20 protein-coding genes and 1 tRNA gene are annotated in these 25,785 nt (G+C 72.6%); 10 read left to right on the forward strand and 11 right to left on the reverse strand.

Features of this window, described 5'->3' with window-relative positions; translation table 11 throughout:
* Positions 1 to 52 precede the first annotated feature (52 nt).
* Positions 53 to 931 (forward strand): DUF4429 domain-containing protein, encoded by an 879-nt coding sequence (locus IE251_RS18710; protein ID WP_189754130.1) that lies wholly within the window; start codon positions 53 to 55, stop codon positions 929 to 931.
* A 21-nt stretch (positions 932 to 952) separates the two neighbouring features.
* On the opposite strand, the gene IE251_RS18715 is transcribed toward IE251_RS18710, so the two are convergent.
* Positions 953 to 2,518 carry a purple acid phosphatase family protein gene (locus IE251_RS18715; protein WP_189754131.1) on the reverse strand — a complete coding sequence of 522 codons (1,566 nt, stop codon included), beginning with the start codon at positions 2,516 to 2,518 and terminating at the stop codon, positions 953 to 955.
* Positions 2,519 to 2,683: 165 nt separating this feature from the next.
* Between IE251_RS18715 and IE251_RS18720 the strand changes: the two genes are divergently transcribed.
* Both IE251_RS18720 and glmS read left to right on the forward strand, forming a co-directional pair.
* Entirely contained in the window at positions 2,684 to 2,941 is a 258-nt protein-coding gene (locus tag IE251_RS18720) for a hypothetical protein (protein WP_030782447.1), read from the forward strand.
* Between the two features lie 76 nt (positions 2,942 to 3,017).
* Complete coding sequence (gene glmS, locus IE251_RS18725) at positions 3,018 to 4,835, forward strand: glutamine--fructose-6-phosphate transaminase (isomerizing) (RefSeq protein ID WP_189754132.1); 1,818 nt, start codon at positions 3,018 to 3,020, stop codon at positions 4,833 to 4,835.
* A 69-nt stretch (positions 4,836 to 4,904) separates the two neighbouring features.
* On the opposite strand, the gene IE251_RS18730 is transcribed toward glmS, so the two are convergent.
* Together IE251_RS18730 and IE251_RS18735 are read right to left on the reverse strand one after the other, a co-directional pair.
* Positions 4,905 to 5,465: a GPR1/FUN34/YaaH family transporter gene (locus IE251_RS18730; RefSeq protein WP_189754133.1), complete on the reverse strand. Its 561-nt coding sequence runs from the start codon at positions 5,463 to 5,465 to the stop codon at positions 4,905 to 4,907.
* Between the two features lie 135 nt (positions 5,466 to 5,600).
* Positions 5,601 to 6,128, reverse strand: a complete 528-nt coding sequence (locus IE251_RS18735; protein WP_030782457.1) for a universal stress protein — start codon at positions 6,126 to 6,128, stop codon at positions 5,601 to 5,603.
* 317 nt (positions 6,129 to 6,445) lie between these two features.
* Here IE251_RS18735 and IE251_RS18740 point away from each other — a divergent pair, with 317 nt between their 5' ends.
* From IE251_RS18740 to IE251_RS18755, 4 genes are all read left to right on the forward strand, one after another.
* Positions 6,446 to 6,715 (forward strand): hypothetical protein, encoded by a 270-nt coding sequence (locus IE251_RS18740; protein ID WP_189754134.1) that lies wholly within the window; start codon positions 6,446 to 6,448, stop codon positions 6,713 to 6,715.
* Between the two features lie 378 nt (positions 6,716 to 7,093).
* A complete protein-coding gene (locus IE251_RS18745; protein ID WP_189754135.1) occupies positions 7,094 to 8,317 on the forward strand; it encodes a helix-turn-helix domain-containing protein in 1,224 nt (407 codons plus the stop codon).
* Positions 8,318 to 8,408: 91 nt separating this feature from the next.
* Positions 8,409 to 9,011, forward strand: coding sequence for an oligoribonuclease (orn, locus tag IE251_RS18750; RefSeq protein WP_189754136.1), 603 nt, complete (start codon positions 8,409 to 8,411; stop codon positions 9,009 to 9,011).
* Between the two features lie 107 nt (positions 9,012 to 9,118).
* Positions 9,119 to 9,191 (forward strand) — tRNA-His (locus tag IE251_RS18755).
* A gap of 122 nt (positions 9,192 to 9,313) precedes the next feature.
* Here the strand turns inward: IE251_RS18755 and IE251_RS18760 are convergent.
* The 5 genes from IE251_RS18760 to IE251_RS18780 all read right to left on the reverse strand — a co-directional run bounded on the left by IE251_RS18760 (position 9,314) and on the right by IE251_RS18780 (position 15,982).
* A complete protein-coding gene (locus IE251_RS18760; RefSeq protein WP_189754137.1) occupies positions 9,314 to 10,369 on the reverse strand; it encodes a LacI family DNA-binding transcriptional regulator in 1,056 nt (351 codons plus the stop codon).
* Positions 10,370 to 10,456: 87 nt separating this feature from the next.
* Positions 10,457 to 11,899, reverse strand: coding sequence for a GH1 family beta-glucosidase (locus IE251_RS18765; protein WP_189754138.1), 1,443 nt, complete (start codon positions 11,897 to 11,899; stop codon positions 10,457 to 10,459).
* A gap of 419 nt (positions 11,900 to 12,318) precedes the next feature.
* Positions 12,319 to 13,242, reverse strand: a complete 924-nt coding sequence (locus IE251_RS18770; RefSeq protein ID WP_189754139.1) for a carbohydrate ABC transporter permease — start codon at positions 13,240 to 13,242, stop codon at positions 12,319 to 12,321.
* A gap of 14 nt (positions 13,243 to 13,256) precedes the next feature.
* Complete coding sequence (locus IE251_RS18775) at positions 13,257 to 14,249, reverse strand: carbohydrate ABC transporter permease (protein WP_189754140.1); 993 nt, start codon at positions 14,247 to 14,249, stop codon at positions 13,257 to 13,259.
* Positions 14,250 to 14,659: 410 nt separating this feature from the next.
* Entirely contained in the window at positions 14,660 to 15,982 is a 1,323-nt protein-coding gene (locus IE251_RS18780; RefSeq protein ID WP_189754141.1) for an ABC transporter substrate-binding protein, read from the reverse strand.
* Between the two features lie 484 nt (positions 15,983 to 16,466).
* Between IE251_RS18780 and IE251_RS18785 the strand changes: the two genes are divergently transcribed.
* Positions 16,467 to 17,516, forward strand: coding sequence for a LacI family DNA-binding transcriptional regulator (locus IE251_RS18785; protein WP_189754142.1), 1,050 nt, complete (start codon positions 16,467 to 16,469; stop codon positions 17,514 to 17,516).
* Between the two features lie 151 nt (positions 17,517 to 17,667).
* The gene (locus IE251_RS18790) at positions 17,668 to 19,092 is read left to right on the forward strand and encodes a GH1 family beta-glucosidase (RefSeq protein ID WP_189754143.1); all 1,425 of its coding nucleotides are present in this window, start codon (positions 17,668 to 17,670) and stop codon (positions 19,090 to 19,092) included.
* Between the two features lie 109 nt (positions 19,093 to 19,201).
* Here IE251_RS18790 and IE251_RS18795 read toward each other — a convergent pair whose 3' ends face one another.
* Entirely contained in the window at positions 19,202 to 19,393 is a 192-nt protein-coding gene (locus IE251_RS18795; RefSeq protein ID WP_229896839.1) for a hypothetical protein, read from the reverse strand.
* Positions 19,394 to 19,733: 340 nt separating this feature from the next.
* On the opposite strand from IE251_RS18795, the gene afsR reads away from it, so the two are divergent.
* Positions 19,734 to 22,655 (forward strand): SARP-family global regulator AfsR, encoded by a 2,922-nt coding sequence (gene afsR, locus IE251_RS18800; protein WP_189754144.1) that lies wholly within the window; start codon positions 19,734 to 19,736, stop codon positions 22,653 to 22,655.
* Positions 22,656 to 22,719: 64 nt separating this feature from the next.
* Here afsR and IE251_RS18805 read toward each other — a convergent pair whose 3' ends face one another.
* Positions 22,720 to 24,183, reverse strand: coding sequence for a glycoside hydrolase family 18 protein (locus tag IE251_RS18805; RefSeq protein ID WP_189754145.1), 1,464 nt, complete (start codon positions 24,181 to 24,183; stop codon positions 22,720 to 22,722).
* A gap of 110 nt (positions 24,184 to 24,293) precedes the next feature.
* The gene (locus IE251_RS18810) at positions 24,294 to 25,697 is read right to left on the reverse strand and encodes a sensor histidine kinase (RefSeq protein ID WP_189754146.1); all 1,404 of its coding nucleotides are present in this window, start codon (positions 25,695 to 25,697) and stop codon (positions 24,294 to 24,296) included.
* Positions 25,698 to 25,785 lie beyond the last annotated feature (88 nt).

Consider the following 25,785-nt stretch of genomic DNA (forward strand, 5'->3'; position numbering starts at 1 on the left):
TCTGACGGGGTCGTCCTCCACTGTGCCGCAGATCGGGTGAAACAATCCCCGTATGGCGGACATCATCCAGAAGGACGGCACCTGGGCCTTCGACGGCGACGCTCTGCGGATCACTCCGGGCCGGGAGAAGAACGTCGGCCTGCTCCGCCGTGAGCTGGGCGAACTCGTCGTGCCGCTGCGCGCGTTGGCCGGAGTCTCCGTCGAGCAGGGCCGGAAGTCGGGGCGGCTCAGGCTGCGGCTGCGCGACGGCGCCGATCCGCTGCTCCAGGCCACCGCGGGCCGGCTGACCGAGCCGCACGACCCCTATCAGCTGGTCGTGGAGCCCGACCGGTACGGCGTGGCCGAGTACGTCGCCGACGAGCTGCGCAACGCCCTGCTGCTGGAGGGGATTTCGCCCGGTCCGGTCGACGAGTACCTACTGCCGGGCCCGTCGCTGCCGGTGTCCGCCTCGGCCGGGGACGGCACCGCGAGCTTCGACGGGGAGCGGGTGCGGCTGGAGTGGAACTGGAAGACGGAGGAGTCCAAGGCGTCGGCCGGGCCCCGCACGATTCCGCTCGCCGACCTCACCGGTGTGGACTGGCAGCCGGCGGCCGGTCTGGAGAACGGGCACCTGCGGTTCCTGGTGCGCGGTGCGCCGGTGGGCGTGCCGCCCAAGCACGACCCGAACGCGGTGGAGTTGTGGGGGTTCCGCAAGGACCCGCTGATGGCCCTGGTCGCGGCGGCGGTGCAGGCGCGGCTGCCGCACCCCTCGGCCGCGCGGGAGGAGGCGGGGCGGATCCCGGCGCAACGGGCCGGGGAGCAGCGGGCCGGGGACGACGACCACGACACGCTGCTGCGGCGGCTGCGGGAGCTGGGCGAGCTGCACCGTGACGGGGTGCTGACGGACGAGGAGTTCGCGCTGGCCAAGCAGGCGGTCCTCAAGCGTCTGTGAGGACCGCCCGTGCCGCGGGGGCTACTTGGCCGTGCGGGACACGGTGAAGTGGTCGACGCGGGCGCCGGTCTCGGCGATGCCCGACACCTTCAGGGTGGTCTGGCGGCCCCTGGGCGCGGGGCTGACGTCCACGCGCAGGAAGGAGTAGTTCAGGTAGCGCACCCGGGACCAGGCGACGGTCTCGTGGACCTTGCCGTCCTTGGTGTTGACGAACGAGGCGACGGAGTCGGTCTCGTGCTCGTGGCCCTCGTAGGTGTCGGGGGCGGAGAAGGCGTAGAGGCTGCGGCCGGCCGCGCCGGCGGTGACGTAGACCACGCCGTCGGTCTCGGGGTAGGCCGTGCCGCCGATGGGCAGCTTCTTGGTGACCTCGCCCGCCTTGATCACGTCGGTGCGCTCGTACTGGTGGTTGTGGCCGTTGATGACCAGGTCCACGGTGTACTTCTCGAACAGCGGCACCCACTCCTGGCGCACCCCGCCCTCGGAGGCGTGGGCGGTGGAGGTGCAGTAGGCGCAGTGGTGGAAGAAGACGACGATGAAGTCCACGTCCTTGGCGGCGCGGAACTTCTTCAGCTGCGCTTCCAGCCACTTGGTCTGGGTTCCGCCGGAGATGCCCAAGTTCGCCGGGATCTCGTAGGAGATGTCGTTGGCGTCGAGCGAGATGACGGCGGTGTTGCCGTAGACGAAGGAGTAGACGCCCGGGAGGTTCTTCCGGTCCGGGCCGTTGTCCGGCAGGGTCCAGCGGGCGTCCTCGCCGCCGTAGCCGTTGGGCGAGTACCAGGCCTCCATGTCGTGGTTGCCGTACGCCGGCATCCACGGGACCTGCTTGGCGACGGTCTCGGTCTGGGCGAGGAAGGAGTCCCAGGTGCGCGCGTCGAAGCCGGTGTCGGCGGTCTTGCCCGCGCCGGACGGGTCGGCGTAGGCGATGTCGCCGGCGTGCAGGTGGAAGGCGGGGTTCTGGCCGAGCAGCAGGCTGTTGTTGGCCAGGCCGTGGTAGCCGACGCCCTCGTCGCCGAAGGCGGTGAAGGTGAACGGCGCCTTGTGGGCGGGGGCGGTGGTGAAGGTGCCCACGGTGCCCAGCAGGTGCGGCTCGGCCGGGTCGAAGCCCTGGTGGCCGACGCCGTAGTAGTAGGTCTTTCCGGGGCGCAGGCCGGTCAGCCTGGCGTGCAGGTAGTACTGGGTGTGGTCGCCGCTCGCGCCGACCCCGGCCGGGGTGTACAGGGTGCGGACCTCGGCCTCGATCTTCCGGGAGAGGTCCCAGGGGTGGGCGCCGATCCGGATGAACGGCTTCTTGACGGCGAGCGGGACCTGCCAGGAGACGGTGATCTCGGTGCGCGGGTCGTTGCCCCAGGCCAGGTGGCGGCCGAAGGGGGCGACGTGCGCGCCGTCGACCGTGGCGGCGGCGGGCGCGGTGTCCCGGGCCGGCACGGCGGCCCGGGCGGTGGCCCCCGGCACGAACGCGCCACCGGCGACGGCGCCCAGCGTGACCGCGCCGCCCCGGATCATGGTGCGCCGCGAGAATCTGGCGCGCAGGTACTCGTGCTGCTCGGCCATGCTCATGCGCTCGGCCAGGTGCTCGGGAACGCCCATACGAGGAATGTCCATGGCGTCTGAAACTCGTCGGCTCGGGCAACGGGATGCGGGACTCCGGGTGGACAGGGGGCGAACAGGGCGCCATAAGAGTTTCAACAGCCCTCTGCCCGGAATCGGGCACGATTCTTGCGAAACAGGCGCCGGTACCCCAGGATCTACCGGGTGCACGACGAACTCGTAGATCATCTGACGCGGTCCACGCCCCTGAGCCGGGGCGAGGCACTGCGCGTGGTCCAGGACGTGCTCGCCTACTTCGACGAGACGACCCAGGAGTACGTCCGTCGCCGCCACCGCGAGCTCCAGGCCCAGGGCCTGGTGAACGCGGAGATCTTCCAGCGGATCGAGGCGGATCTGAAATACCGGGCGGTGGCGCCGCCGGAGCTCTCGCTCAGGCAGCTGCGCCGCATGGTCTACGGCTGAGCCCGGCAGCAGCCCGGACCCACTCGGCCAGACCCCTCCCGCCCGGACCAGCGACAGCCAAGGGATACCTCTATATATGTGCGGAATTGTCGGTTACATCGGGAAGCGTGATGTCGCCCCCCTCCTCCTGGAGGGCCTCCAGCGCCTGGAGTACCGGGGCTACGACTCCGCGGGCATCGTCGTCACCTCCCCGAAGACGCCCGGTCTGAAGATGGTCAAGGCCAAGGGCCGGGTGCGCGACCTGGAGGCCAGGGTCCCGGCCCGCTTCAAGGGCACCACCGGCATCGCCCACACCCGCTGGGCCACCCACGGCGCCCCCTCCGACGTGAACGCCCACCCGCACATGTCGGCCGACCAGAAGGTGGCCGTCGTCCACAACGGCATCATCGACAACGCCGCCGACCTGCGCCGCAAGCTGGAGGCGGACGGTGTCGAGTTCCTCTCCGAGACCGACACCGAGGTCCTCACCCACCTGATCGCCCGCTCGCAGGCCGAGAAGCTGGAGGACAAGGTCCGCCAGGCGGTCCGGCTGGTCGAGGGCACCTACGGCATCGCCGTCCTGCACGCCGACTTCCCGGACCGGATCGTGGTGGCCCGCAACGGCTCCCCGGTCGTCCTCGGCATCGGCGAGAAGGAGATGTTCGTCGCCTCCGACATCGCCGCGCTGGTCACCCACACCCGCCAGATAGTGACCCTCGACGACGGCGAGATGGCCACCCTCAAGGCCGACGACTTCCGCACCTACACCACCGAGGGCACGCGCACCACCGCCGAGCCCACCACCGTGGAGTGGGAGGCCGAGTCGTACGACATGGGCGGCCACGACACCTACATGCACAAGGAGATCTTCGAGCAGGCCGACGCCGTGGACCGGGTGCTGCGCGGCCGGATCGACGACCGGTTCTCCACCGTGCACCTCGGCGGCCTCAACCTGGACGCCCGCGAGGCCCGGCGGATCCGCCGGGTGAAGATCCTCGGCTGCGGCACCTCCTACCACGCGGGCATGATCGGCGCCCAGATGATCGAGGAGCTGGCCCGCATCCCCGCCGACGCCGAGCCGGCCTCCGAGTTCCGCTACCGCAACGCGGTCGTGGACCCCGACACCCTGTACATCGCCGTCTCCCAGTCCGGTGAGACCTACGACGTCCTGGCCGCCGTGCAGGAACTGAAGCGCAAGGGCGCGCGGGTCCTCGGCGTGGTCAACGTGGTCGGCTCGGCGATCGCCCGCGAGGCCGACGGCGGCGTCTACGTCCACGCCGGCCCCGAGGTCTGCGTCGTCTCCACCAAGTGCTTCACCAACACCACGGTGGCCTTCGCCCTGCTGGCGCTGCACCTGGGCCGCACCCGCGACCTGTCGGTCCGCGACGGCAAGCGGATCATCGAGGGCCTGCGCAAGCTGCCCGGGCAGATCGCCGAGATCCTCGAGCAGGAGGAGGAGATCAAGCGGCTGGCGGAGAGCTACGCCGACGCCCGCTCGATGCTCTTCATCGGCCGCGTCCGGGGCTACCCGGTGGCCCGCGAGGCCTCCCTGAAGCTCAAGGAGGTCTCCTACATCCACGCCGAGGCCTACCCCGCCTCCGAGCTGAAGCACGGCCCGCTGGCCCTCATAGAGCCGGCCCTGCCCACGGTCGCGATCGTCCCCGACGACGACCTGCTGGAGAAGAACCGCGCGGCCCTGGAGGAGATCAAGGCCCGCGAGGGCAAGATCCTGGCGGTGGCCCACCAGCACCAGGAGAAGGCGGACCAGACCATCATCGTCCCGAAGAACGAGGACGAGCTGGACCCGATCCTGATGGGCATCCCCCTCCAGCTCCTCGCCTACCACACGGCGAAGGCGCTCGGCCGGGACATCGACAAGCCGAGGAACCTCGCCAAGTCGGTCACGGTCGAGTAGGCACGGCCGCAGAACGGACCCCCGCGTGTGCCACCGGGCACGCGGGGGTCCTTCTCATGCCGCTCGACTTCAACCGGTGGCCGTCACCCCCCGGCCCGCGGCACGCCGGGACACCACCGTCGGCCAGTGCGCGAGCGCCGCCGTCGCCGCGTACCAGGCCACCGCCCCCGAGGCGACGGCCACCCAGCCGCCGGCCCGGGCGAGCACGGAACTGCCGGCGAAGGCCGCGACGGCCAACACCAGCATGGACAGGAACAGCAGCCCGTACAGCAGCCGGCCGAGGGCGTCCCGGCCGGTGAGGGTCAGGGTGAGCGCGACCAGCGCGAACAGCAGCAGGAAGAGCCCGGCGGCGTTGGCCGGTCCGCGGTCCGACACGGCCCAGGCGAACCACAGGGCGCCGAGCGTGACATACCCCGCGCCGGAGGCGGCGGCGCCGTCGTGCAGGGCCAGCAGGCCGACGAGGAAGAGGGTGACCCCGCCGACGTAGTGGGCCACGGTGACGGTGTCGGAGGCGCCCACGCCGTGGATGACGCCGGTCGTGCCGAGCCCGAACGCCAGGAGGGTCAGGGCGAGGGCCAGCCGGCCGGCCACGGCGGTGGTCACGTTTCCCGCGGAGACGTCGTTGTGCACGGCGGGCTCCCTTCGTGCAGGTGCGGTGGTGCCGTGGTGCGGTGCCCGGTATATGCCCTCCACCAGGGCCGGAACACCTGCTACGCGCCAGTAGTTCGCCTGTGCGCCAAGGGAGTTGAGGGGGTGTGGGATGTGCTAGGGAATGACGATCACGGGCCGGCGCGCCCGCTTGGCGAGGCGTCCGGCGACGGAGCCGAAGATCCGGCCGACGATGCCGTGCGTGGAGCCGACCACGATCGCGTCGGCCTCGTACTCCCGCCCCACCTCTTCGAGTTCGTGGCAGATGTCCCCGCCCCGCTCGACCAGGATCCACGGCACCTCGGCCAGATAGTCCGCACAGGCCAGTTCGAGCCCCAGGACCTCGGTGCGGTGGTCCGGCACATCGACGAAGACGGGCGGTTCGCAGCCGGCCCACACGGTGGTGGGCAACCGGTTGGCGACATGGACGATGATCAGGCCCGAGCGGGAACGGTGGGCCATGCCGATCGCGTAGGCGAGGGCGCGCTCACTGGAGGTGGAGCCGTCGAAGCCGACGACGACTCCGTGCCGGAAGGCGGGGTCGCAGGAAGGACGTGGCTCTTCCGCCGCCAGGGGATCGGCCGCCGTGGGGTCGGCGACCGGCCGCTTGCGGTCCGCGGGTTCGAAGAATTCGTGACCGGCCATGGCTGTCTCGGCGTTGTGATCCTTTATGGGGAGGGACGACAGTGTGCGGCGGAGCTGTGTCCGGGAAACATCTTCCCAAGCCCATACCCCCAAGGGTACGGCGGCACGCCTCCTGAGCCCAGATCCCGCGCACGCTCCGTAAGCGGTTCCCCCCGGCATCCGCAGGGGTTCACCGGAGCATGCACGAGCCGCGCCCGTAACGCAATGGTTGCTGCCCCGTACAGGCGGTTTGCACACCGTTCACAGATGTACGGTCGGTGACCGGCCGGTCGAACGCGCGTTGAACCGGGGTGATCCACCGCCACAGGGAGTACGAGATGCCCGGTCCCCGATCCAGCGGCGACCCCCGCCCCGCGCCGGACCCCGTCGGCGAGGTGATCCGGTGGGCAGCCTTCAGCTGCGTGGTCGTACCGGTCGTCCTGCTCTGGTACGGCACCGCGCTCGCCGGCGCCGTCGGCACCGCACTGGGTCTCACCGCCGTCACGGCCGTCTGCGGGCTGCTGTTGCGCCGGTCGGAGCGGTGCGCGGCGCGTTGCGCCGCGCAAAGAGGCGGACGTCACACCCGGGGCCAGACACCGGTCGACTGACCTGTTTTCGCGCCTCCGACCGCTGCTTTTCAGCCAACTTCTGGATATCGCCCAAGAGGGCCCCGACCCACCCCCCAATCCCCGTTCCACCTGCAAGGAAAGGGTCTGCGGGCCGCCGTGCACCCTACGCGGTTTGGCCACGACGACAAGGCGCACTTCCCTGCACGCCTCGTGAGTGCAACGCTTCGTGATCGAATGCTTCACGCCAAGTTGTCATGTCGACAATGTCCGGCGTGTCGAACTGGCCACCGCGTGATCGCGGGAACCAGTAAATTCGATCTTGACTTCTTTACGGCGGGGGACTCGTGCAGGACCGAGGGGAAACGTGCAGGAGCGACACAACCGAGGAGCCGCGACCACCGAGGGGGGCTTAGCAGTATGAGCCACGACTCCACTGCCGCGCAGGATGCCGCAGCCCGGAAACTGTCCGGGCGACGCCGTAAGGAAATCGTCGCGGTGCTGCTGTTCAGCGGCGGTCCCATCTTCGAGAGTTCCATTCCGCTTTCGGTGTTCGGCATCGACCGCCAGGACGCCGGCGTGCCGCGCTACCGGCTGCTGGTGTGCGCGGGCGAGGAAGGCCCGCTGCGGACCACCGGGGGCCTGGAACTCACCGCACCGCATGGGCTGGAGGCGATCTCCCGTGCCGGGACGGTCGTCGTGCCGGCCTGGCGGTCGATCACCTCGCCGCCGCCGGAGGAGGCGCTCGACGCGCTGCGCCGGGCGCACGAGGAGGGCGCCCGCATCGTCGGGCTGTGCACCGGCGCCTTCGTGCTCGCGGCGGCCGGCCTGCTGGACGGCCGCCCGGCGACTACCCACTGGATGTACGCGCCGACGCTGGCCAAGCGCTATCCGTCGGTGCACGTCGATCCGCGGGAGCTGTTCGTCGACGACGGCGATGTGCTGACGTCGGCGGGCACCGCGGCCGGGATCGACCTCTGCCTCCACATCGTGCGGACCGACCACGGCAACGAGGCGGCCGGCGCGCTCGCCCGGCGCCTGGTCGTCCCGCCGCGCCGGTCGGGAGGCCAGGAGCGCTACCTCGACCGGTCTTTACCCGAGGAGATCGGCGCCGACCCGCTCGCCGAGGTCGTCGCCTGGGCGCTGGAACACCTCCACGAGCAGTTCGACGTGGAGACGCTGGCGGCACGCGCCTACATGAGCCGCCGCACGTTCGACCGCCGGTTCCGCTCGCTCACCGGGAGCGCGCCGCTGCAGTGGCTGATCACGCAGCGGGTGCTCCAGGCGCAGCGGCTGCTGGAGACGTCGGACTACTCGGTGGACGAGGTGGCGGGCCGCTGCGGCTTCCGCTCCCCGGTGGCCCTGCGCGGCCACTTCCGCCGCCAGCTCGGCTCCTCCCCCGCCGCCTACCGGGCCGCCTACCGGGCCCGCAGGCCGCAGGGCGACAGGCCGGGCGAGCCGGAGCCGGCGGTGCCGGTGACCGGCCAGCAGGGCGCCCCCGCGGGGCTGTCCGGCCCGGGACCGGTGAGCGGCCCCGCCCCCGCGCTGCTCCACGAGCACCGCGAAGGCGGAGTACCGCTCCAGAGCCGCCGCGCCCCGGCCGGCGCGGTGGGTCTGCTGCCGGGCCCGCGCAGCGGTAACTGAGCACGACGGAGGGGGGCGGGCAGGTCCCGCCCCCTTCTCTCGCGCGGCACAGGGGCACGTAAAAAGCTCAGGTGCGCTTTAGGGTGGTCGCATGAACGATCGCATGGTGTGGATCGACTGCGAGATGACCGGCCTCTCGCTGTCCGACGACGCTCTCATCGAGGTGGCCGCCCTCGTCACCGACTCCGAGCTGAACGTACTCGGCGAGGGAGTGGACATCGTCATCCGTCCGCCGGCCCAAGCGCTGGAGACGATGCCGGAGGTGGTGCGTCAGATGCACACCGCGTCCGGGCTGCTCGAGGAGCTGGAGCGGGGCACGACCCTTCAGGACGCCGAGGAGCAGGTGCTGGCGTATGTGCGCGAGCACGTGAAGGAGCCCGGCAAGGCCCCGCTGTGCGGGAACTCCGTGGGCACCGACCGCGGCTTCCTGCTGCGGGACATGCCGACCCTGGAGGACTACCTCCACTACCGGATCGTCGACGTCTCCTCCATCAAGGAGCTGGCCCGCCGCTGGTACCCGCGGGCGTACTTCAACAGCCCGGAGAAGAACGGCAACCACCGGGCCCTCGCCGACATCCGCGAGTCGATCGCCGAGCTGCGCTACTACCGCGAGGCCATCTTCGTGCCCCAGCCCGGCCCGGACTCCGACACCGCCCGGCAGATCGCCGCCCGGCACGTCGTACCCGCGCCGTAGCCGCCCCGCGGCCGCCCGCGCGAAAACGTGTGCGCGAGCACCCCTGAAGACCCTGTAGACTTCTTCTCGGCCGGTCGGGGAAACGACAAGTTCCACCGCCGGTCGTGGTGGGTGTAGCTCAGCTGGTAGAGCACCTGGTTGTGGTCCAGGATGTCGCGGGTTCGAGTCCCGTCACTCACCCTGAGTGATCAGCCGGTGACTCCGTCGGAAGACGGGTCACCGGCTGATTCGTTTTTCCGTCACGTCCTTCCCTCGCGCTCCCCCACCGGCCGGGACCCGTGCGGCCCGGCCGGTGGGCCGTGTCACGACGACGCCCGCACCACCAGCTGAACCGGCAGCACCGCCCGGCGGGGGGCCGCCTCCCGGGCCGGTCCCGGGCCCCGGCCGGCGATCTCCGCGAGAAGCAGGTCGATCATCGCGCGGCCCATCTCCTCGATGGGCTGCCGGACGCTGGTGAGCGGCGGGTCCATGTGGCGGGCGATGGCCGAGTCGTCGTAGCCGACCAGCGCCACGTCCTCCGGGATCCGCCGGCCCGCCTCGCGCAGCACCTGGCGGGCGCCCGCCGCCATCACGTCCGAGCCCGCGAAGACCGCGTCCAGGTCCGGCCGGCGGGACAGCAGGGTGGACATCGCGCGCCGGCCGCCCTCCTCGGTGAAGTCACCCGGTTCGATGAGGAGTTCGTCCGCCGGGCGGCCCGCGTCGGCGAGGGCGTCGCGGTAGCCGTCGGCGCGGCGCTGGGCGCCGTAGACGTCCAGCGCGCCGGTGATGTGCGCGATCCGGCGGCGGCCCCGGGACAGCAGGTGTTCCACGGCCGCGCGGGCGCCGGCGTAGTTGTCGGAGTCCACCGAGGTGAGCGACTCGGCCGCCGAGCGCGGGCCGCTGATCACGGCCGGGATCTCCAGCTCGGCCAGCAGATCGGGCAGCGGGTCGTCGGCGTGCACCGAGACCAGCAGGACGCCGTCCACCCGGTGGGCGGCCAGGTACTGGGCCAGCCGTTGCCGCTCCCGGTCGCTGCCCGCGAAGGTCAGCAGCAGCTGCATCTCGGTGTCGGACAGTCCCGCGCCGACCCCGCGCAGCATGTCGGAGAAGTAGGGCTCGGCGAAGAACCGGGTCTCCGGCTCGGGGACGACCAGCGCGATGGCGTCGGTGCGGTTGGCCGCGAGGGCGCGGGCGGCGGTGTTGGGGACGTAGCCCAGCTCGGCGACGGCCGCCTCGACGGCGGCGCGGGTGGCGTCGCTGACCCGGGGCGAGCCGTTGATCACCCGGGAGACCGTGCCCCGCCCGACCCCGGCCCGGGCGGCGACCTCCTCCAGGGTCGGCCGCCGGCCGCCCCGGCCCCTCACACCGTTGCCTGCCATGGTCGCCGCCTTCCGTTCACCGCCGTCAGGCCAGGAATGTAACAGCGTGACGGCGGCGCCTTCGATTCCGCGGGCGGCGACGGGCGATCAGGCGGGCAGGGCGTTGTTCCGGATCACCTCGGCGTACCAGCGGGCGCTGGCCTTGGGGATGCGGCGCTGGGTGGGGTAGTCGACGTAGACGGCGCCGAAGCGCTTCGAATAGCCGTAGGACCACTCGAAGTTGTCCAGCAGGGACCACAGGAAGTAGCCCCGCACATCGGCTCCGTCGGCGATGGCCCGGCGGACGGCGTCCAGGTGGGAGTGGAGGTAGGCGATCCGCTGCGGGTCCTCGACGCGTCCCTCCGGGGAGACGTAGTCGTCGAAGGCGGCGCCGTTCTCGGTGACCATCAGCGGCAGTCCGGGGTGCCGGGCCGACATCTCGGTCAGCAGCGTGTGCAGTCCGCTCGGGTCGATGGACCAGTTCATGGCGGTCAGGTCGTCGTTGGCGAGGTGGAAGGCGACCTGCTCGGAGCCGGTCCACGGGGAGTGGTCGCTCGCGCCGTGGCCGTCGTTGCGGGTGCTGGCGGCGCCGTCGGCGGGCAGCGACACCACGGTCGGCGCGTAGTAGTTGACGCCGAGGACGTCGAGCGGGCGGGAGATCTCCGCGAGGTCCCCGGCGCGCACCAGCTCGTCCCAGTCGACCACGTGCGCGGTGTCGCGCAGCAGGTCCTCGGGGTAGGCGCCGTCGAGCAGGGGGCCGGTGAAGATCCGGTTGCCGACGGCGTCGATGCGGCGGGCGGCCTCGGCGTCCTCGGGGCTGTCGGTGAGCGGGCGCACCTGGTGCAGGTTCAGGGTGATGGAGACCTGCGCGGAGGAGGGCAGGGCCGCGCGCAGGGCGCCGACGGCCTCGCCGTGGCCCAGGTTCAGGTGGTGGGCGGCGCGCAGGGTGGCGGCCGGGTCGGTCCGGCCGGGGGCGTGCACGCCGGAGCCGTAGCCGAGGAACGCCGAGCACCAGGGCTCGTTGAGGGTCGTCCACATCCCGACCCGGTCGCCCAGGGCGCGGGCGGCGAGGGTGGCGTAGTCGGCGAACCGGTGGGCGGTGTCGCGGTGCGGCCAGCCGCCCGCGTCCTCCAGCTCCTGCGGCAGGTCCCAGTGGTAGAGGGTGGCGACCGGGGTGATGCCCGCCTCCAGGAGGGCGTCGGTCAGGCGGCGGTAGAAGTCCAGGCCGCGCTCGACGGCGGGGCCCCGGCCGGTGGGCTGGACCCGGGGCCAGGAGATGGAGAACCGGTAGGCCTTGAGGCCGAGTTCCTTCATCAGGGCCACGTCGTCGCGGAACCGGTGGTAGTGGTCGGCGGCGATGTCACCGGTGTCGCCGTTGCGGACCTTGCCGGGGGTGTGGCTGAAGGTGTCCCAGATGGAGGGGGTGCGGCCGTCCTCGGTGGCGGCGCCCTCCACCTGGTAGGCGGCGGTGGCGGCACCCCAGACGAAGCCGGTCGGGAAGGAGGTGTCCGAGGCCGGCAGAGCGGTGGTCTCGGGGCGTACGGCGGTCATGGTGAGAGCGCTCCCAAAGGCGAAGAGAAACGGATGACGGACGGCGGCCCGGCCGTGCGGGAGCCGGTCGCGGGCGGGGCGGGGCCCGGCCTCGGGTCTGCCCCGCCACGGTGCGGTACGGGCGTCGCGGCCCGCGGTGCGGACGGGGACGAGGCCGTGCCCGTCCGGGTGCGGCGGTCCGGTACGCGGTGCGGGGGCCGGCGGCGCGGCCGTGGCCGGGCGGTGGTCGTCGCGTTCGGTACGGCCCCGGCGGGGCCGGGTGGTGTCCGGTCCGGTACGGCCCGCTGCGGGGCGGATGAGGAGGTGGGCGGTACCGGACCGGGCACGAGGGGTGGGCCGGCGCGTCGGGCGCGCCGACGGTGGGACACGGGCCGGCCCGTGGTGGGCCGGTCCGGCGGGGCGGATCCCGCGGCCGGGGGTCAGCCCTTGACCGCGCCCGCCATGATGCCCCCGACGATCTGCTTGCCGAAGATCACGAAGACGAGCAGCAGCGGCAGGGTGCTGATCAGCGCGCCGGCCATGACGATGCTCTGGTCGGGCGTGTAGGAGGCGCTGAGCTGGCCGAGCGCCACCTGGATGGTGGGGTCCTGCTGGTTCAGCGCGAGGAAGGGCCAGAAGAAGTCGTTCCAGGCCTGGACGAAGGTGAGCATGCCCAGCACCATCATCGCGGGCCGGGCCACGGGCAGCACCACGCTCCATACGATGCGGATGTTGCTCGCCCCGTCCACCTTGGCCGCCTCGATCAGCTCGTACGGCAGCGCCTCGATCAGGTACTGGCGCATGAAGAAGACGCCGAACGCGCCGACCAGGGTCGGGAAGATCACCGACTCCAGCTTTCCGCCCCACCCGATGTCCGCCATCATCATGAACAGCGGGACGACGCTGAGCTGGGGCGGGATGGTCAGGGTGGCGATGACCGCGGTCATCAGCACGTTCCGGCCGCGGAAGCGCATCTTGGCGAAGGCGTAACCGGCGAGGGTGCAGAAGAACAGGGTGGCGACGGTGATGCTGCCGGCCACGAGCACGCTGTTGACGATGGCCTTGCCCAGGTGCGCCTGTTCCCAGGCCGCCTGGAGGTTGCTCGCCAGTCTGCCGCCCGGCAGCAGCGGCGGCGGGCTGTCCAGGACCCGCTGCTGGTCGTGCGAGGCGGCCACCAGCGTCCAGTACAGCGGGAAGATCGAGCCGAGCCCGACGACGATCAGGGCGGCGTAGGTGAACGGGCCGCCCCGCAACTGCTGGCCGGCGCCCAGGCGGAGCCGGCTGCGGCCCCTGCCGGGGGTGGGGGGAGACGCTGTCTGGAGGAGGTCCAGCGCCTCGGTCTTGGTGGGACTGGTCGTGGTCATCGATGTCGCTCCCGTCAGGCCGCGTTCTTGCGCACGAACCGGCCGACGATCCAGTTGATCAGGGCGATCAGCAGCAGCAGGACGAGCATGGCCCAGGCCACGGCCGCCGCCGGTCCCAGATGCCCCAGCTTCCAGCCGTAGTTGAACAGGTAGATGCTGAGCGTCTCGTACTGGTGCTCGCTGCCGCCGATCGAGCCGAGGGTGCCGCCCTGGAGCAGCAGCGGCTCGCCGAACAGCTGCATCGAGCCGATGGTCGAGATGACGATGGTGAACAGGATCGTCGGCCGCAGCGAGGGAATGGTCACCTTGCGGAACTGCTGCCAGCGCGACGCCCCGTCGATGGAGGCGGCCTCGTACAGATCGGTGGGGACCGCCTGCATCGCGGCCAGGTAGATCAGGGCGTTGTAGCCGGTCCACCGCCAGATCACGATGACCGAGATGGCGATCTTGGAGGTCCAGGTGCCCTCGCCCCAGTCGATGTCGCCCACGCCGAAGAAGTGCAGCACCCAGTTGAGGATGCCGCCGTCGGCGCGGAAGACCAGCGCGAAGACCAGGGCCGCCGTGGCGACCGAGGTGGCGTACGGGGTGAGGATGACGGTCCGCCAGAAGGTGCTGGCGCGCAGCTTGTAGTTGAGCAGATGGGCGAGGCCCAGGGCCACCAGCAGCTGCGGCACGGTGGAGATGACACCGATGACGAAGGTGTTGAAGACGGCCGTCCAGAACTCGGCGTCCTGGAGGATCCTGGAGAAGTTGTCGAAGCCCACCCACTCGGACTGGTCGAGGCCCGTCATCTCCACCCGGTGCAGGGCGATCCAGCCGGTGTAGAGGAGCGGATAGAGCCCGAAGGCGCCGAAGATCAGGAAGAAGGGGGCGATGTAGGCGTACGGCGACGCCTTGTCGTCGAAGCGCCACAGCCGGCTGCGCCATGTGCCGCGTCCGTTCGACGCGGCACCGGAGCCGCCGGACGGCGGGGTGTAGGCACCCCGGGCGGGGGTTGTCGTTGCCACGGAGGGAGTCCTTCCCTGAAGGTTTCGGCCGGTGGGGCGTACGGCGCGGTCCGGACCGGGACCGGTCCGCCGCTCCCCGCGCGGATCGGTACGGTGGCGGACGACCCGTGCCGCGGCCTGACGTGCGTAGGGGGCGGAACCCGGCCGTCGGCCGCCGGTCCCCGCCGGTGACGCCGTGGCGGCGGCACCCTGGGCCGGGCGCCGCTCCACGTCGTCGGGCACTCACCCGCCCGGGCCCGGGTCCTGTCGCCGCGCCTCCCGCCGCCGGCCCGGAGGCCGGGCCCGGCGGGAGTTCGACGACCGGTCCGGGGTCCCCGTGCCGCGCGCCGGTCTGCGCTGCCGGCGGCGGGGGCGGGGTGCCCGTACGGGCGGGGTGCGGGCGGCTCGGGGGCCGCCCGCACCCGGGCCGGTCAGCCGAGCGCCTTGTCCAGCGTCTCGGTCGCGGCCTTCCAGGCGTCGTCGGGGTCGGTGCCCCGCTTCTCCATGTTGTTGATCTGGTTGGAGATGGTGTCCTTGATGACGCCGTCCTTCGGGCCGAGCACCGCCTCGGGGATGGTCTTGGCCTCCTCGGCGAAGATCTGGCCGATGGGGGCGTCGCTGAAGTACGGGAGCTTGGCGTTCTTCACGTCGGGCAGGTCGTATGCCTTCTGGTTGGACGGGAAGATGCCGGCGGCCTTGAACACCGCGGCCTGCTGCTCGGGCGCGGTCAGCCACTTGACCAGCTCGGTGGCCTCCTTGACGTGCTTGCCGCTCTTGGGAACGGTCAGGAAGGAGCCGCCCCAGTTGGCCGCCGTGGAGCCGGGCGCGCGGGAGATGTCCCACTTGCCCTTGTAGGCGTCACCGGAGTTGGTGGAGATCTGGGCGGCCATCCAGGCCGGGCAGGCCACGGTGGCGACGCTGCCCTTGCGCAGGGCCGCGGTCCAGGCGTCGGTGAACTGCGGCAGGCCCTGGGTGAGCTTCTTCTGGGCGGCTTCCGCGGCCAGGTTCCAGCCCTGCTTGACGGACGGGCTGTCCTTGTAGACCGCCTCGCCGTCGGCGTCGTAGTACTGCTGGGTGGAGGAGGAGACGACCGCGTTGTACATCGCGGAGGCGGAGTCCATGAAGTAGGTGCCGGAGGGCGCCTTCTTCTGGTACTGCTCGCCGAGCTTGAGGTAGTCCTCCCAGCCGCCGGCGACGGCCTTGGCGACGGCCTCGCGGTCGGTGGGCAGGCCCGCCTTCTCGAAGAGGTCCTTGCGGTAGCACAGGGACATCGGGCCGATGTCGGTGCCGGCGCCGATCACCGAGCCGTCCTTGGCGGTGGCCTGCTTCGCCTTCCAGGACACCCAGTCGCCGACGTTGACGGTCTTGCCGAGGTCGGTGAACTTGTCCGCCTGGGTGTCCACGACCTCCTTGATGCGCGCGACCTCGATACCGGTGACGTCCGCCAGTCCGCTGCCCGTGTTCAGCTGCTGAAGGAGCTTCGGGTAGTAGTCCTGCTCGTTGGCGGTGGTCTCTTCCTTGACCGTGATGTTCGGGTGCAGCTCGTGGTACTTGGCGAACAGGTTGGCTTCCTTGTAGCCGAACTGCCCGTAGTCGGCCACCGTGAGGGTGATGTTGCCGTTGGCGTCCGTGCTGCCCGCCTCGCCGTCGTCGCTGCTGCAACCGGTCAGCAGCAGGGCGGAGGCGGTCAGGGCCGTCGTGACCGTGATCGCCGCTCTGCGGCCGTGGCCACCGCCGGTACGGGTGATGCGCATTCCACTACTCCTTGTTCCAGTGGGGAACGGGACCTCAGGATTCGGACCGCCGGGCCGGGCGGTCCGGACCTGCCCTCTCGGATCGAGCAGCGGCTAGCCAACAGCACACGGTGTGCGATGGAAACGTGCTGGTCAACGGTGTGCCATGCAAGGTAGAGGGGAAGGCCATGGGTGGTTTCGTCCGAACGGAAGAGAGCCCCGGTCACCCCGTGGGACCGCTCCCACGCGGCATGCCGGAAGACTCGTCCGTGCCGGGGCCGGGTGTCAAGACTTGAAGACGGCGTTGTTGCGCAAGCGTGTTCCGTACGTCACGGGAACGTGTCGCCCCGCTCACCTCGGCAGGGCACGGTCCGGCCGGCGTCGTCCCAGGTCACCGGCGGGACCGGCGGCTTCCTACGGGCATCCGCCCGCCGTCGCGGGGTGGTTGCCGGAAATCCTGGGCCAGAATGAAGCGCCCCCGACCCGGACCGCCGGAAGGTGAACGATGAGCCCTGCCGAACAGCCGCAGCCGCCCCGGCCGGTGGACGTGCGGCGACCGACCCTGAACGCCGTGGCCGCCCGCGCCGGCGTGGGCCGCGGCACGGTCTCCCGGGTCATCAACGGCTCCCCCAAGGTCAGCGACCGCTCCCGGGCGGCCGTCGAGCGGGCGATCGCGGAACTCGGCTACGTCCCCAACCGCGCCGCCCGCTCGCTGGCCACCCGCCGCACGGACTCGGTCGCGCTGGTGGTGCCCGACGCCGAGAGCCGTCTGTTCGCCGAGCCGTACTTCTCGGAGATCATCCTGGGCGTGTCCGCCGGACTCTCCAGCGCGGGCATGCAGTTGCTGCTGGTGCTCACCGGCGACGAGACCGAGTACGGCCGACTGGCCGGCTACCTGGCCGCGCAGCGGGTGGACGGGGTGCTGCTGATGGCGGTGCACGCCGAGGACACCCTGCCCGACCGGCTCGCGGAACTGGCCGTGCCGACCGTGCTCGCCGGGCGCCGCGGCGAGGCGGAGCGGCTCGGCCATGTCCGCGCGGACAACCGGGGCGGCGCCCGGCTCGCCGTACGGCACCTGCTGGCCGGCGGGCGGCGGGCCGTCGCCACCATCACCGGCCCGCTGGACATGGACGCGGCGCGGGCCCGGCTCGACGGCTACCGGGACGCGCTGCGCGACGCCGGGGTCCCCGTCGCCGAGGAGCTGATCGCGGCGGGCGACTTCACCGAGCAGGGCGGACGCGCGGCCATGCGGGAACTGCTGCGCCGGCGCCCGGATCTCGACGCCGTCTTCGCCGCCTCCGACGTGATGGCGTCCGGCGCGGTGCAGGAACTGCGCGCGGCGGGCCGCCGGATACCCGGGGACGTGGCGCTGGTCGGCTTCGACGACTCCATCGTGGCCCGGCACATCGACCCGCCGCTGACCAGCGTCCGCCAGCCGCTGGCGGAGATGGGCCGCACGATGGCGAGCCTGCTGCTGGAGGAGATCGCCCAGCGCGGCACCGGGCAGCGCGGGGTGGTGCTGCCGACGGAACTGGTGGTGCGGGAGTCCGCCTGACGGACCGTCCGCCACACCGCTCCCCCGCACGCCCCCCATGGCGTCGCACCCCCGCACGCCCCCCTGTCGCCTCGCACCACCGCACCTCCCCCTTCCATCGTGGGAGCGCTCCCATGCATAATGCGTGCACTCGACCCCTGGGAGAGCCTCCATGCCCGAACCGATGACACAGACCTTTCCGCCCGCCTTCCTCTGGGGCGCCGCGACCTCGGCGTACCAGATCGAGGGGGCGGCGGGGGAGGACGGCCGCACCCCGTCGATCTGGGACACCTTCAGCCATACGCCGGGCCGCACGGCCGGCGGTGAGACCGGGGACGTCGCGGTCGACCACTATCACCGCTACCGCGACGACGTGGCGCTGATGGCGGAGCTGGGCCTGACCGCGTACCGCTTCTCCGTGTCCTGGAGCAGGGTGCAGCCGACGGGCCGGGGCCCGGTGGTCCAGCGCGGCCTGGACTTCTACCGCCGGCTGGTGGACGAGCTGCTGGAGCACGGCATCAAGCCGGCGATCACGCTCTACCACTGGGATCTCCCGCAGGAGCTGGAGGACGCGGGCGGCTGGCCGGAGCGGGACACCGCGTTCCGCTTCGCCGAGTACGCGCGGCTGGTCGGGGAGGCGCTCGGCGACCGGGTGGAGCAGTGGATCACCCTCAACGAGCCCTGGTGCAGCGCCTTCCTGGGCTACGGATCCGGGGTGCACGCGCCCGGCCGCACCGACCCGGCGGCCTCCCTGCGCGCCGCGCACCACCTGAACCTCGGGCACGGACTGGCCGTGTCCGCCCTGCGCGCGGCGATGCCCGCCCACAACCGGATCGCGGTCAGCCTCAACTCCTCGGTGGTGCGCCCGTTCAGCCAGGACCCGGCCGACCTGGCCGCCGTCCGCCGCATCGACGATCTGGCCAACGGGGTCTTCCACGGCCCGATGCTGCACGGGGCGTATCCGGAGACGCTGTTCGAGGCCACGCGCGCGGTGACGGACTGGAGTCACGTCCAGGACACCGACCTGCGCACGATCAACGCGCCGCTGGACGCGCTGGGCCTGAACTACTACACGCCGGCGCTGGTCTCGGCCGCGTCCGGGGAGGTGAAGGGGCCCCGGCTGGACGGGCACGGCGGCGGCGAGCACTCCCCCTGGCCGTGCGCCGACGACATCGTCTTCCACCAGACGCCGGGCGAGCGCACGGAGATGGGCTGGACCATCGACCCGACGGGCCTGTACGACCTGATCATGCGCTACACCCGTGAGGCGCCGGGCCTGCCGCTGTACGTCACCGAGAACGGCGCGGCCTACGACGACAAGCCCGACCCCGACGGCCGCGTCCACGACCCCGAGCGCATCGCCTACCTGCACGGCCATCTGTCGGAGGTGCGCCGGGCCATCGCCGACGGCGCCGATGTACGCGGCTACTACCTGTGGTCGCTGATGGACAACTTCGAGTGGGCGTACGGCTACGGCAAGCGGTTCGGCGCGGTCTACGTGGACTACGCGACGCTGGAGCGGACGCCGAAGTCGAGCGCCCGCTGGTACGGCGAGGCGGCCCGCAGCGGGGCGCTGCCGCCGGTGCCGGCGGTCTAGCTCGAAGGACCCGGCCTGCCGTGGGGGTGGGCCGTTCGGCCCGAAGGGCGCGGCCTGCCGTGGGGGGCGGGCCGCGCCCTTCGTCGTCCCCGGTGGGGGACGCCGGGCGTCAGGCGATCACTTTGAGCGCGGAGTACAGCGCGTAGAGGATGGCCGGGAGGGCTCCGACGAGCCCGGTCAGCGCCGCGATCACCACGGGCAGCCGGTGTGCCGACTTCAGGGCCCGGGCGAGATAGGCCACGAGGACGAAATAGGCCAGAGTCACCACGACTCCGGCCGAGAGCAGGACAGCAGGACTCATCGAGTGCATACGGCGCTCTTCTCTGTGCGACATGCCCAGTCCGGTGCCGGCCCCGCCGCGAGCAGGCCATACGCGTCCCTTGGCGGGGGACATGGACAGTCACGGAAAGGCGCCGGTGATATGACGGTAGCTCAAACCAAGCCCCGTGGGCCAGAGTTGGCCGAGACAACGAAGGAGCAGGGGTCCCAGGGAGCCACCCCTGGGTTCCCCCCGCTCAGGTCAGCTCCGGACTGGGCAAGTCGCGGAAGACTGCTCGTCCGATAGTCGCGCGCCGAGATATACGAACGATATATGCGCCATCCACGCTGGTTGTTACCCTGACTTGCGGGAAGGGGGCGTCATGCGTGAATCGGTATCCGGTAACGCAGAACTGCGGTTCTCCCTCCTCGGCCCGGTGCGCGCCTGGCGGGGCGAGGAGTCCCTGCCCACGGGGAGCCCCTACCAACGGGCCCTGTTGGCAGCCCTGTTGATGCGCGAGGGCCGCACGGCGACCGCCGCCGAGCTGATCGACTCCCTGTGGGGTGCCGAACCGCCCGCGTCGGCGCTGCCCGTCGTGCGGACGTATGCCTCCCGGCTGCGGAAGGTGCTGGGCTCCGACGTCGTGGTCAGCCGTTCGGGCGGATACGCGATCAGCGCGCTGCCCGAGGGCGCCGTCGACCTATGGACCGCACAGCGCTTGGCGGAGGAGGCGGAGCGGGCCCGCGCCGCCGGAGACCTGGACCAGGCGCGGGACGTCCTCGGCCGGGCGCTCGCGGTGTGGGACGGCGAGCCGCTGGCCGGCGTGCCCGGCCCGTACGCGGAGGCACAGCGGGCCCGCCTGGAGGAGTGGCGGCTGCAACTCATCGAGTCCCGCCTGGACCTGGACCTGGAGCAGGGCCGGCACGCCGAGGCGGTGGCCGAGCTGACCGCGCTGACGGCGGCCCATCCGCTGCGCGAACGGCTGCGCGAACTTCTGATGCTGGCGCTGTACCGCAGCGGCCGGCAGGCGGAGGCCCTCGCGGTGTACGCGGACACCCGCCGCCTCCTGGCCGAGGAACTCGGCGTCGACCCGCGTCCCGGCCTCAGCTACCTCCAGCAGCGCATCCTCCAGGCCGACCCGGCCCTTTCGGCGCCCTCGGCCCCGGTGACCGGACCGGCCGCCCTGCCCGTCGTGCCCGCTCAACTGCCCGCGTCTGTACCCGACTTCACCGGCCGGACCGCCTTCGTGGAGGAGCTGCACGACGTGCTCGCGTCGGGCGAGGGCGAGGTGATGGCCGTGTCGTCCCTCACGGGCATCGGCGGGGTCGGCAAGACGGCACTGGCGGTGCAGGTGGCGCACCGGGCGAGCGACGCCTTCCCGGACGGGCAGCTGTACGCCGACCTCCAGGGCGCGGGGCGGCACCCCGCCGAACCGGCCACGGTGCTCGGCTCGTTCCTGCGCGCGCTCGGCACCCCGGATGCGGCGGTCCCCGACTCGGCGGAGGAGCGGGCGGCGCTGTACCGCTCGCTGCTGCGCGGCCGGCGGGTCCTGGTGGTCCTGGACAACGCCCGGGACGCGGCCCAGGTACGCCCGCTGCTGCCCGGCACCCCCGGCTGCGCGGCCGTGGTGACCTCGCGCGTGCGCATGCTGGACCTGGCGGGCGCCCATCTGGTGGACCTGGACGTCATGTCCCCGCAGGAGGCCCTGGCCCTGTTCACGCGGATCGTGGGCGAGGAGCGGGTGCGGGCGGAGCGCGAGGCGGCCATGGAGGTGGTCGCGGCCTGCGGCTACCTGCCCCTGGCCATCCGTATCGCCGCCGCCCGCCTGGCGGCCCGCCGCACCTGGACGGTCTCGGTGCTGGCGGCCAAGCTCGCCGACGGACGGCGCCGGCTGGACGAACTCCAGGCGGGCGACCTCGCGGTCAAGGCCACGTTCGAACTCGCCTACGGGCAGCTGGAGCCGGCCCAGGCCCGCGCCTTCCGCCTCCTCGGCCTGGCCGACGGCCCGGGCATCTCCCTGGCCGCGGCGGCGGCGGTCCTGGACCTCCCGGCCGAGGACGCCGAGGATCTGCTGGAGTCCCTGGTCGACACCTCCCTGCTGGAGTCGGCCGCGCCCGGCCGCTACCGCTTGCACGATCTGGTCCGCCTCTTCGCGCGTGCCTGCGCGGAGCGGGACGAGGGGCCCGGCGAACGGGAGGCTTCCCTCGCCCGTCTGCTGGACTTCCACCTGGCCACGGCCACCCGGGCGTACGCGGTCGAACGGCCCGGGGACCGGCTGGTGGAGCATCTGCACGACGCCGGACGGCCCGGGCTGTCCTTCACCGGCGCGCGGGAAGCCCAGGACTGGCTGTACGCGGAGGCCGGATCCCTGCTCTCCGTGGTACGCCAGTCGGCGCGGCCGCCGCTGCTCGGCCGCGCGGTGGACACGCTGTGGGCCGCGCTCGACCTGTCCGAGGGCAGCGGCGCGCGGGCGTACGAGGAGACGGCCCTGGCCCTGTGCGACGCCGCCCGCGCGGCCGGCGACCGGCGGGCCGAGGCGCGGGCGCTGGTCACGGTGGCGCACGCCCATGTGATCAGCGGCCGGTTCGAGGAAGCGGACGGGGCCGCCGCGCGGGCCGTCGAGCTGAGCACCGGCACCGATCCCCTGACCACGGCCTGGGCCTGCTACCGGCGGGGCGTCATCGCGCAGTACCAGCGCCGGCTCGCGGACGGTGACGGGTATCTGGCCCACGCGGCCGACGGCTTCCGCGCCTGCGGCGACCGGCCCGGCGAGGCGATGGCGCTGTCCCTCCTCTCCCGCCTCCGCATGGCGGCCGGCCGCCCCGACGAGGCCGTCCGGCTCGCCCGGCAGGGGATGGAGATGTACGACGCGATGGGCCACGCCCTGCGCGGGGCCAACGCGCGCTACGCCCTGGCGCTGGCGTCGGCCGCCACCGGAGAGCCGGCCGCCGCGCTGCGCCTGCTCGGCGAGGCGCTGGAGGTGTTCCGGGGCGGCAGGCAGTTGTTCTGGCAGAGCATGGCCCATTACCGGATGGCGGAGATCCACCTCGCCCAGGACGCCCCGGCGGCTGCCGCGGCCTCAGCCGAGGCCGCGCTGATCCCGCTGGACGAGGTCGGCGGGGACGTGTGGCGGGCGAACGCGCTGACGCTGCTGGGCCGCGCGCTCGGCCGGCTCGGCCAGTCCGGCCGGGCCGAGTCCTGCTGGCGGGAGGCCCTCGCCCTGTACGAGGGGCTGGGCGCGGACGAGGCACGCGACCTGCGGGACCTGCTGCACGAAGGCGCCGCGTCGGCGCTGGCCTCCTGAACCGGACCCGCCCCGGCCGGAGGCGGAGCCGTCCGGCCGGGGCGGGTACGCCCGTGGGGGTCGGTCACTTGTAGGCGCCGAACGCCTTCGAGAAGGCGTACGGGTCCTGGGCGACGGAGCTGCACGTGGGGTCGGCGGCGGGCTTGGGGCCGCCCGCGCAGCTCTTGTCCCGGGTGGCGGACCACATGGACAGCCAGCCGAGGCCCTTGGACTTGGCGAAGTTCACCAGCTGGGTGGCGTCCTCGACCTTGAAGACCTCGGAGGAGACGTCGTTGACGCCGATCATCGGGGTGACGGCCACGGCCTTCCAGGCGGCGGCGTCGGACAGCCCCAGCACGCTCTTGACCTGGGCCTGGGTGGCGGTCGCGGCCTGCTCGGCGTAGGTTCCCATGTCCCCGCCGTACGAGGCGCCGTAGTCCATGGCCATGATGTTGACGGCGCCGATCCGCACGCCGTTGGCCTTGGCGTCGGCGAGGAGGTCGACGCCGGCCTGGGTGAGGCCCTCGGGCATCACCGGGAGGGTGAAGGAGACGTCCAGGCCGGGGTGCCGGGCCTGGAGCTTGGCGATGGCCTGGGCGCGGCGGGTGTTGGCGGCCTTGTCGGGCAGCGCGCCGCCCTCGACGTCGAAGTCCACCTTGGTCAGCTGGAAGGCGTCGACCGCCTTGCCGTACGCCGCCGCCAGCGCGTCCGCGGAGGAGCAGGTGGTGGCCAGCTCGGAGCCGGAGGCGCCGCCGAAGGAGACCCGTACGTCACCGCCCTTGGCGCGCAGCGCGCCGATCTGCGCGGCCACGCCGTCGCCGGTGAGGTCCGTGACGCCGCCCCACTTGGGGGTGCAGCCGCCGCCGTCGGTGAGGAAGGCGAGGTTGTAGTTCTTCACGCCGGTGGCGTCGGCCGCGGCGAGGAGGTCGAAGGCCGGGTAGAGGGAGGTGTCGACGTAGGGGGCGAAGCCGGCGGGGGCGGTGCCGCCGGTTCCGGTGCCGGTGCTCTGCGACGGGGTGGGGGCCGGGGTGGCGGTCTGCGTCGGCGTGGCCGTCCTGGTGGGGGTGGGGTCCGGGGCCGGGGTGGTCTGGGTCGGGCGGCCGCTCGGCTCGGGGGTGGCGCCGCCGTCCGCGGAGCACTGGGCGCCGTCGATGCGGCAGCCGGCCGGGTCGCCGCCGCCGCTGACCACGAAGCCGACGGTCACCGACTTGCCGGGGGCCAGCCCGGCGGTGTCCCAGACGGCCGGCTTCACGGTGACGTGCCGGCCGCTGACGCTCGACTCGCCGTTCCAGAGCGAGGAGAGCGTGGCGCCCGCGGGCAGGTCGAACTCCAGCGTCCAGGTCTTCTCGGTCTGGCCGGTGTTGTTGGTGACGACGTACTGGGCGGTGTAGCCCGTGGACCAGTCGCTGGTCCTGGTGTACGCGGCGTTCACCCCGGCCGCGTTGGCGGTGCCGGTGAGCAGGAGCGCGCCGCCGCCGATCACGGCCGCGGCCAGCAGGCCGCCTATCGCCTTGTTCCTGCCACTGATCCTGCGCCGGTGCGTGCTCATGCGCGTGCCTGCCTTCGCTGTTCACGGGGGTGGGGTGCGGCAGCACGCTAGCGACCCGGAAACGGACAAACCGCTTGTCCGGGGCGCCCGTCGCGGGTCTTAGGGTTCGCTTAAGGAAGCGATCGGGAACGGTTAAAGGCCAAGACCGATTTGCCCGGCCGGCGCCTGCGCACGGCCCCTCTCCGGCCGCGGCCCACCGGTTGCCGGCCGGCCTGCTGGAACCAGACCCGCACCTCCGTGCCGCCCAGCACCGAGGAGCCGATGCGCACATCCCCGCCGGTGGACTCGGCGAGCCGGCGGACGATGTCCAGGCCCAGCCCGGTGGAGCCGGTGTGCCCGGAGCCCCGGCCGCGGGCCATCGCGGCCCGCGGGTCGGGTATGCCGGGACCCGCGTCGGAGACGAGCACGATCACCGCGTCCTCGCCGTTGTGCACGTCGACCGCGAAGGCGGTGCCCTCGGCGGTGTGCCGGAAGACATTGCCGAGCAGGGCGTCGAGGGCGGCGGCCAGGTCGGCGCGGGCGACGGGGACGCGCACCGGCCGGTCCACCCCGGCCACCCGCCACTTACGGCCCTCGTCCTCGGCCAGCGCGGACCAGAACTCCATGCGCTCGCGCACCACTTCGGCCGCGTCGCAGCCGGCGCCGGGCCCGGCGGCGGCCGTCTGCGGCTTGGCCTCCCGGGCGGTGCGGATGATGGTGTCGACCTCGCGCTCCAGCTGGGCGACGGCGGCCCGGGTCTGCTCGGCGGCCGGTCCGCCGCCGAGGGAGGCCGCGTTCAGCCTGAGGACGGTGAGCGGGGTGCGCAGCCGGTGCGAGAGGTCGGCCGCCAGCTCGCGTTCGTTGGCGAGGAGCCGGACGACCTGGTCGGCCATGGCGTTGAACGCGCTGGCGGCCAAACGCAGTTCGGTCGGGCCGTCCTCGGGCACCCGGGCGCCCAGCTTGCCCTCGCCCAGTTCCTGCGCGCCCTCCACCAGCCGGCGCGCGGGGCGCACCATGCGTACCCCGAGCCGGTCGGCGACGGCCACCGAGCCGACGATCAGCGCCAGGCCGACGGCGGCGAGCACCGCCCAGGCCGTGCCGACGCCGTTGGTCACCTCGGACTCGGGGACGTACACCTCGACCACGGCGATCGCGCCCGAGCCGAGGGCGACCGGCTGGAGCAGGGTGGAGCCGCCGGGCACGGTGGTGGTGGAGGCCCGGCCGAGTCCGCGGACGGCCCGGATGTCCCGGGCGGCGGCTCGCTGCCGGCCGAGGTCCAGCGCGGCCCGGCCGCCGTCGGCGGGCAGGTGGACGGCCATCCGGGAGCCGGCGCCGGCCGAGGCCACGACCCGCTCCAGCTGGCCCCGGTCGGTGGTGATGGACAGCGCGGGCGCGACCGCGGCGGCCTCCCGCTCGGCGTTGGAGAACGCGCGGTCACGGGCCATCTCCTTGACGACCAGGCCGAGCGGGACCGCGAAGGCGACGACGACCATCGTGGTCACCGCGAGACAGACCTTGACCAGCGCCCACCTCATCGCGGCCCGCCGCCGAAGGGGTACGGGGGCACACGGGGCACACGGGCGGAGGGGCGGGGGTCGGAGGGGCCGGGCATGGAGCGGCCGG

Origin of the sequence: Streptomyces eurythermus, from assembly GCF_014649115.1 — a bacterium.
Classification (GTDB): domain Bacteria; phylum Actinomycetota; class Actinomycetes; order Streptomycetales; family Streptomycetaceae; genus Streptomyces; species Streptomyces eurythermus.

Excerpts from the sequence above, each read along its gene's own strand:
- IE251_RS18710 (WP_189754130.1), top strand. The coding sequence starts at position 53 with ATGGCGGACATCATCCAGAAGGACGGCACCTGGGCCTTCGACGGCGAC.
- IE251_RS18715 (WP_189754131.1), bottom strand. The coding sequence starts at position 2,518 with ATGGGCGTTCCCGAGCACCTGGCCGAGCGCATGAGCATGGCCGAGCAG.
- glmS (WP_189754132.1), top strand. The coding sequence starts at position 3,018 with ATGTGCGGAATTGTCGGTTACATCGGGAAGCGTGATGTCGCCCCCCTC.
- IE251_RS18735 (WP_030782457.1), bottom strand. The coding sequence starts at position 6,128 with ATGGCCGGTCACGAATTCTTCGAACCCGCGGACCGCAAGCGGCCGGTC.
- IE251_RS18740 (WP_189754134.1), top strand. The coding sequence starts at position 6,446 with ATGCCCGGTCCCCGATCCAGCGGCGACCCCCGCCCCGCGCCGGACCCC.
- IE251_RS18745 (WP_189754135.1), top strand. The coding sequence starts at position 7,094 with ATGAGCCACGACTCCACTGCCGCGCAGGATGCCGCAGCCCGGAAACTG.
- orn (WP_189754136.1), top strand. The coding sequence starts at position 8,409 with ATGAACGATCGCATGGTGTGGATCGACTGCGAGATGACCGGCCTCTCG.
- IE251_RS18760 (WP_189754137.1), bottom strand. The coding sequence starts at position 10,369 with ATGGCAGGCAACGGTGTGAGGGGCCGGGGCGGCCGGCGGCCGACCCTG.
- IE251_RS18765 (WP_189754138.1), bottom strand. The coding sequence starts at position 11,899 with ATGACCGCCGTACGCCCCGAGACCACCGCTCTGCCGGCCTCGGACACC.
- IE251_RS18770 (WP_189754139.1), bottom strand. The coding sequence starts at position 13,242 with ATGACCACGACCAGTCCCACCAAGACCGAGGCGCTGGACCTCCTCCAG.
- IE251_RS18780 (WP_189754141.1), bottom strand. The coding sequence starts at position 15,982 with ATGCGCATCACCCGTACCGGCGGTGGCCACGGCCGCAGAGCGGCGATC.
- IE251_RS18785 (WP_189754142.1), top strand. The coding sequence starts at position 16,467 with ATGAGCCCTGCCGAACAGCCGCAGCCGCCCCGGCCGGTGGACGTGCGG.
- IE251_RS18790 (WP_189754143.1), top strand. The coding sequence starts at position 17,668 with ATGCCCGAACCGATGACACAGACCTTTCCGCCCGCCTTCCTCTGGGGC.
- IE251_RS18795 (WP_229896839.1), bottom strand. The coding sequence starts at position 19,393 with ATGAGTCCTGCTGTCCTGCTCTCGGCCGGAGTCGTGGTGACTCTGGCC.
- afsR (WP_189754144.1), top strand. The coding sequence starts at position 19,734 with ATGCGTGAATCGGTATCCGGTAACGCAGAACTGCGGTTCTCCCTCCTC.
- IE251_RS18805 (WP_189754145.1), bottom strand. The coding sequence starts at position 24,183 with ATGAGCACGCACCGGCGCAGGATCAGTGGCAGGAACAAGGCGATAGGC.
- IE251_RS18810 (WP_189754146.1), bottom strand. The coding sequence starts at position 25,697 with ATGAGGTGGGCGCTGGTCAAGGTCTGTCTCGCGGTGACCACGATGGTC.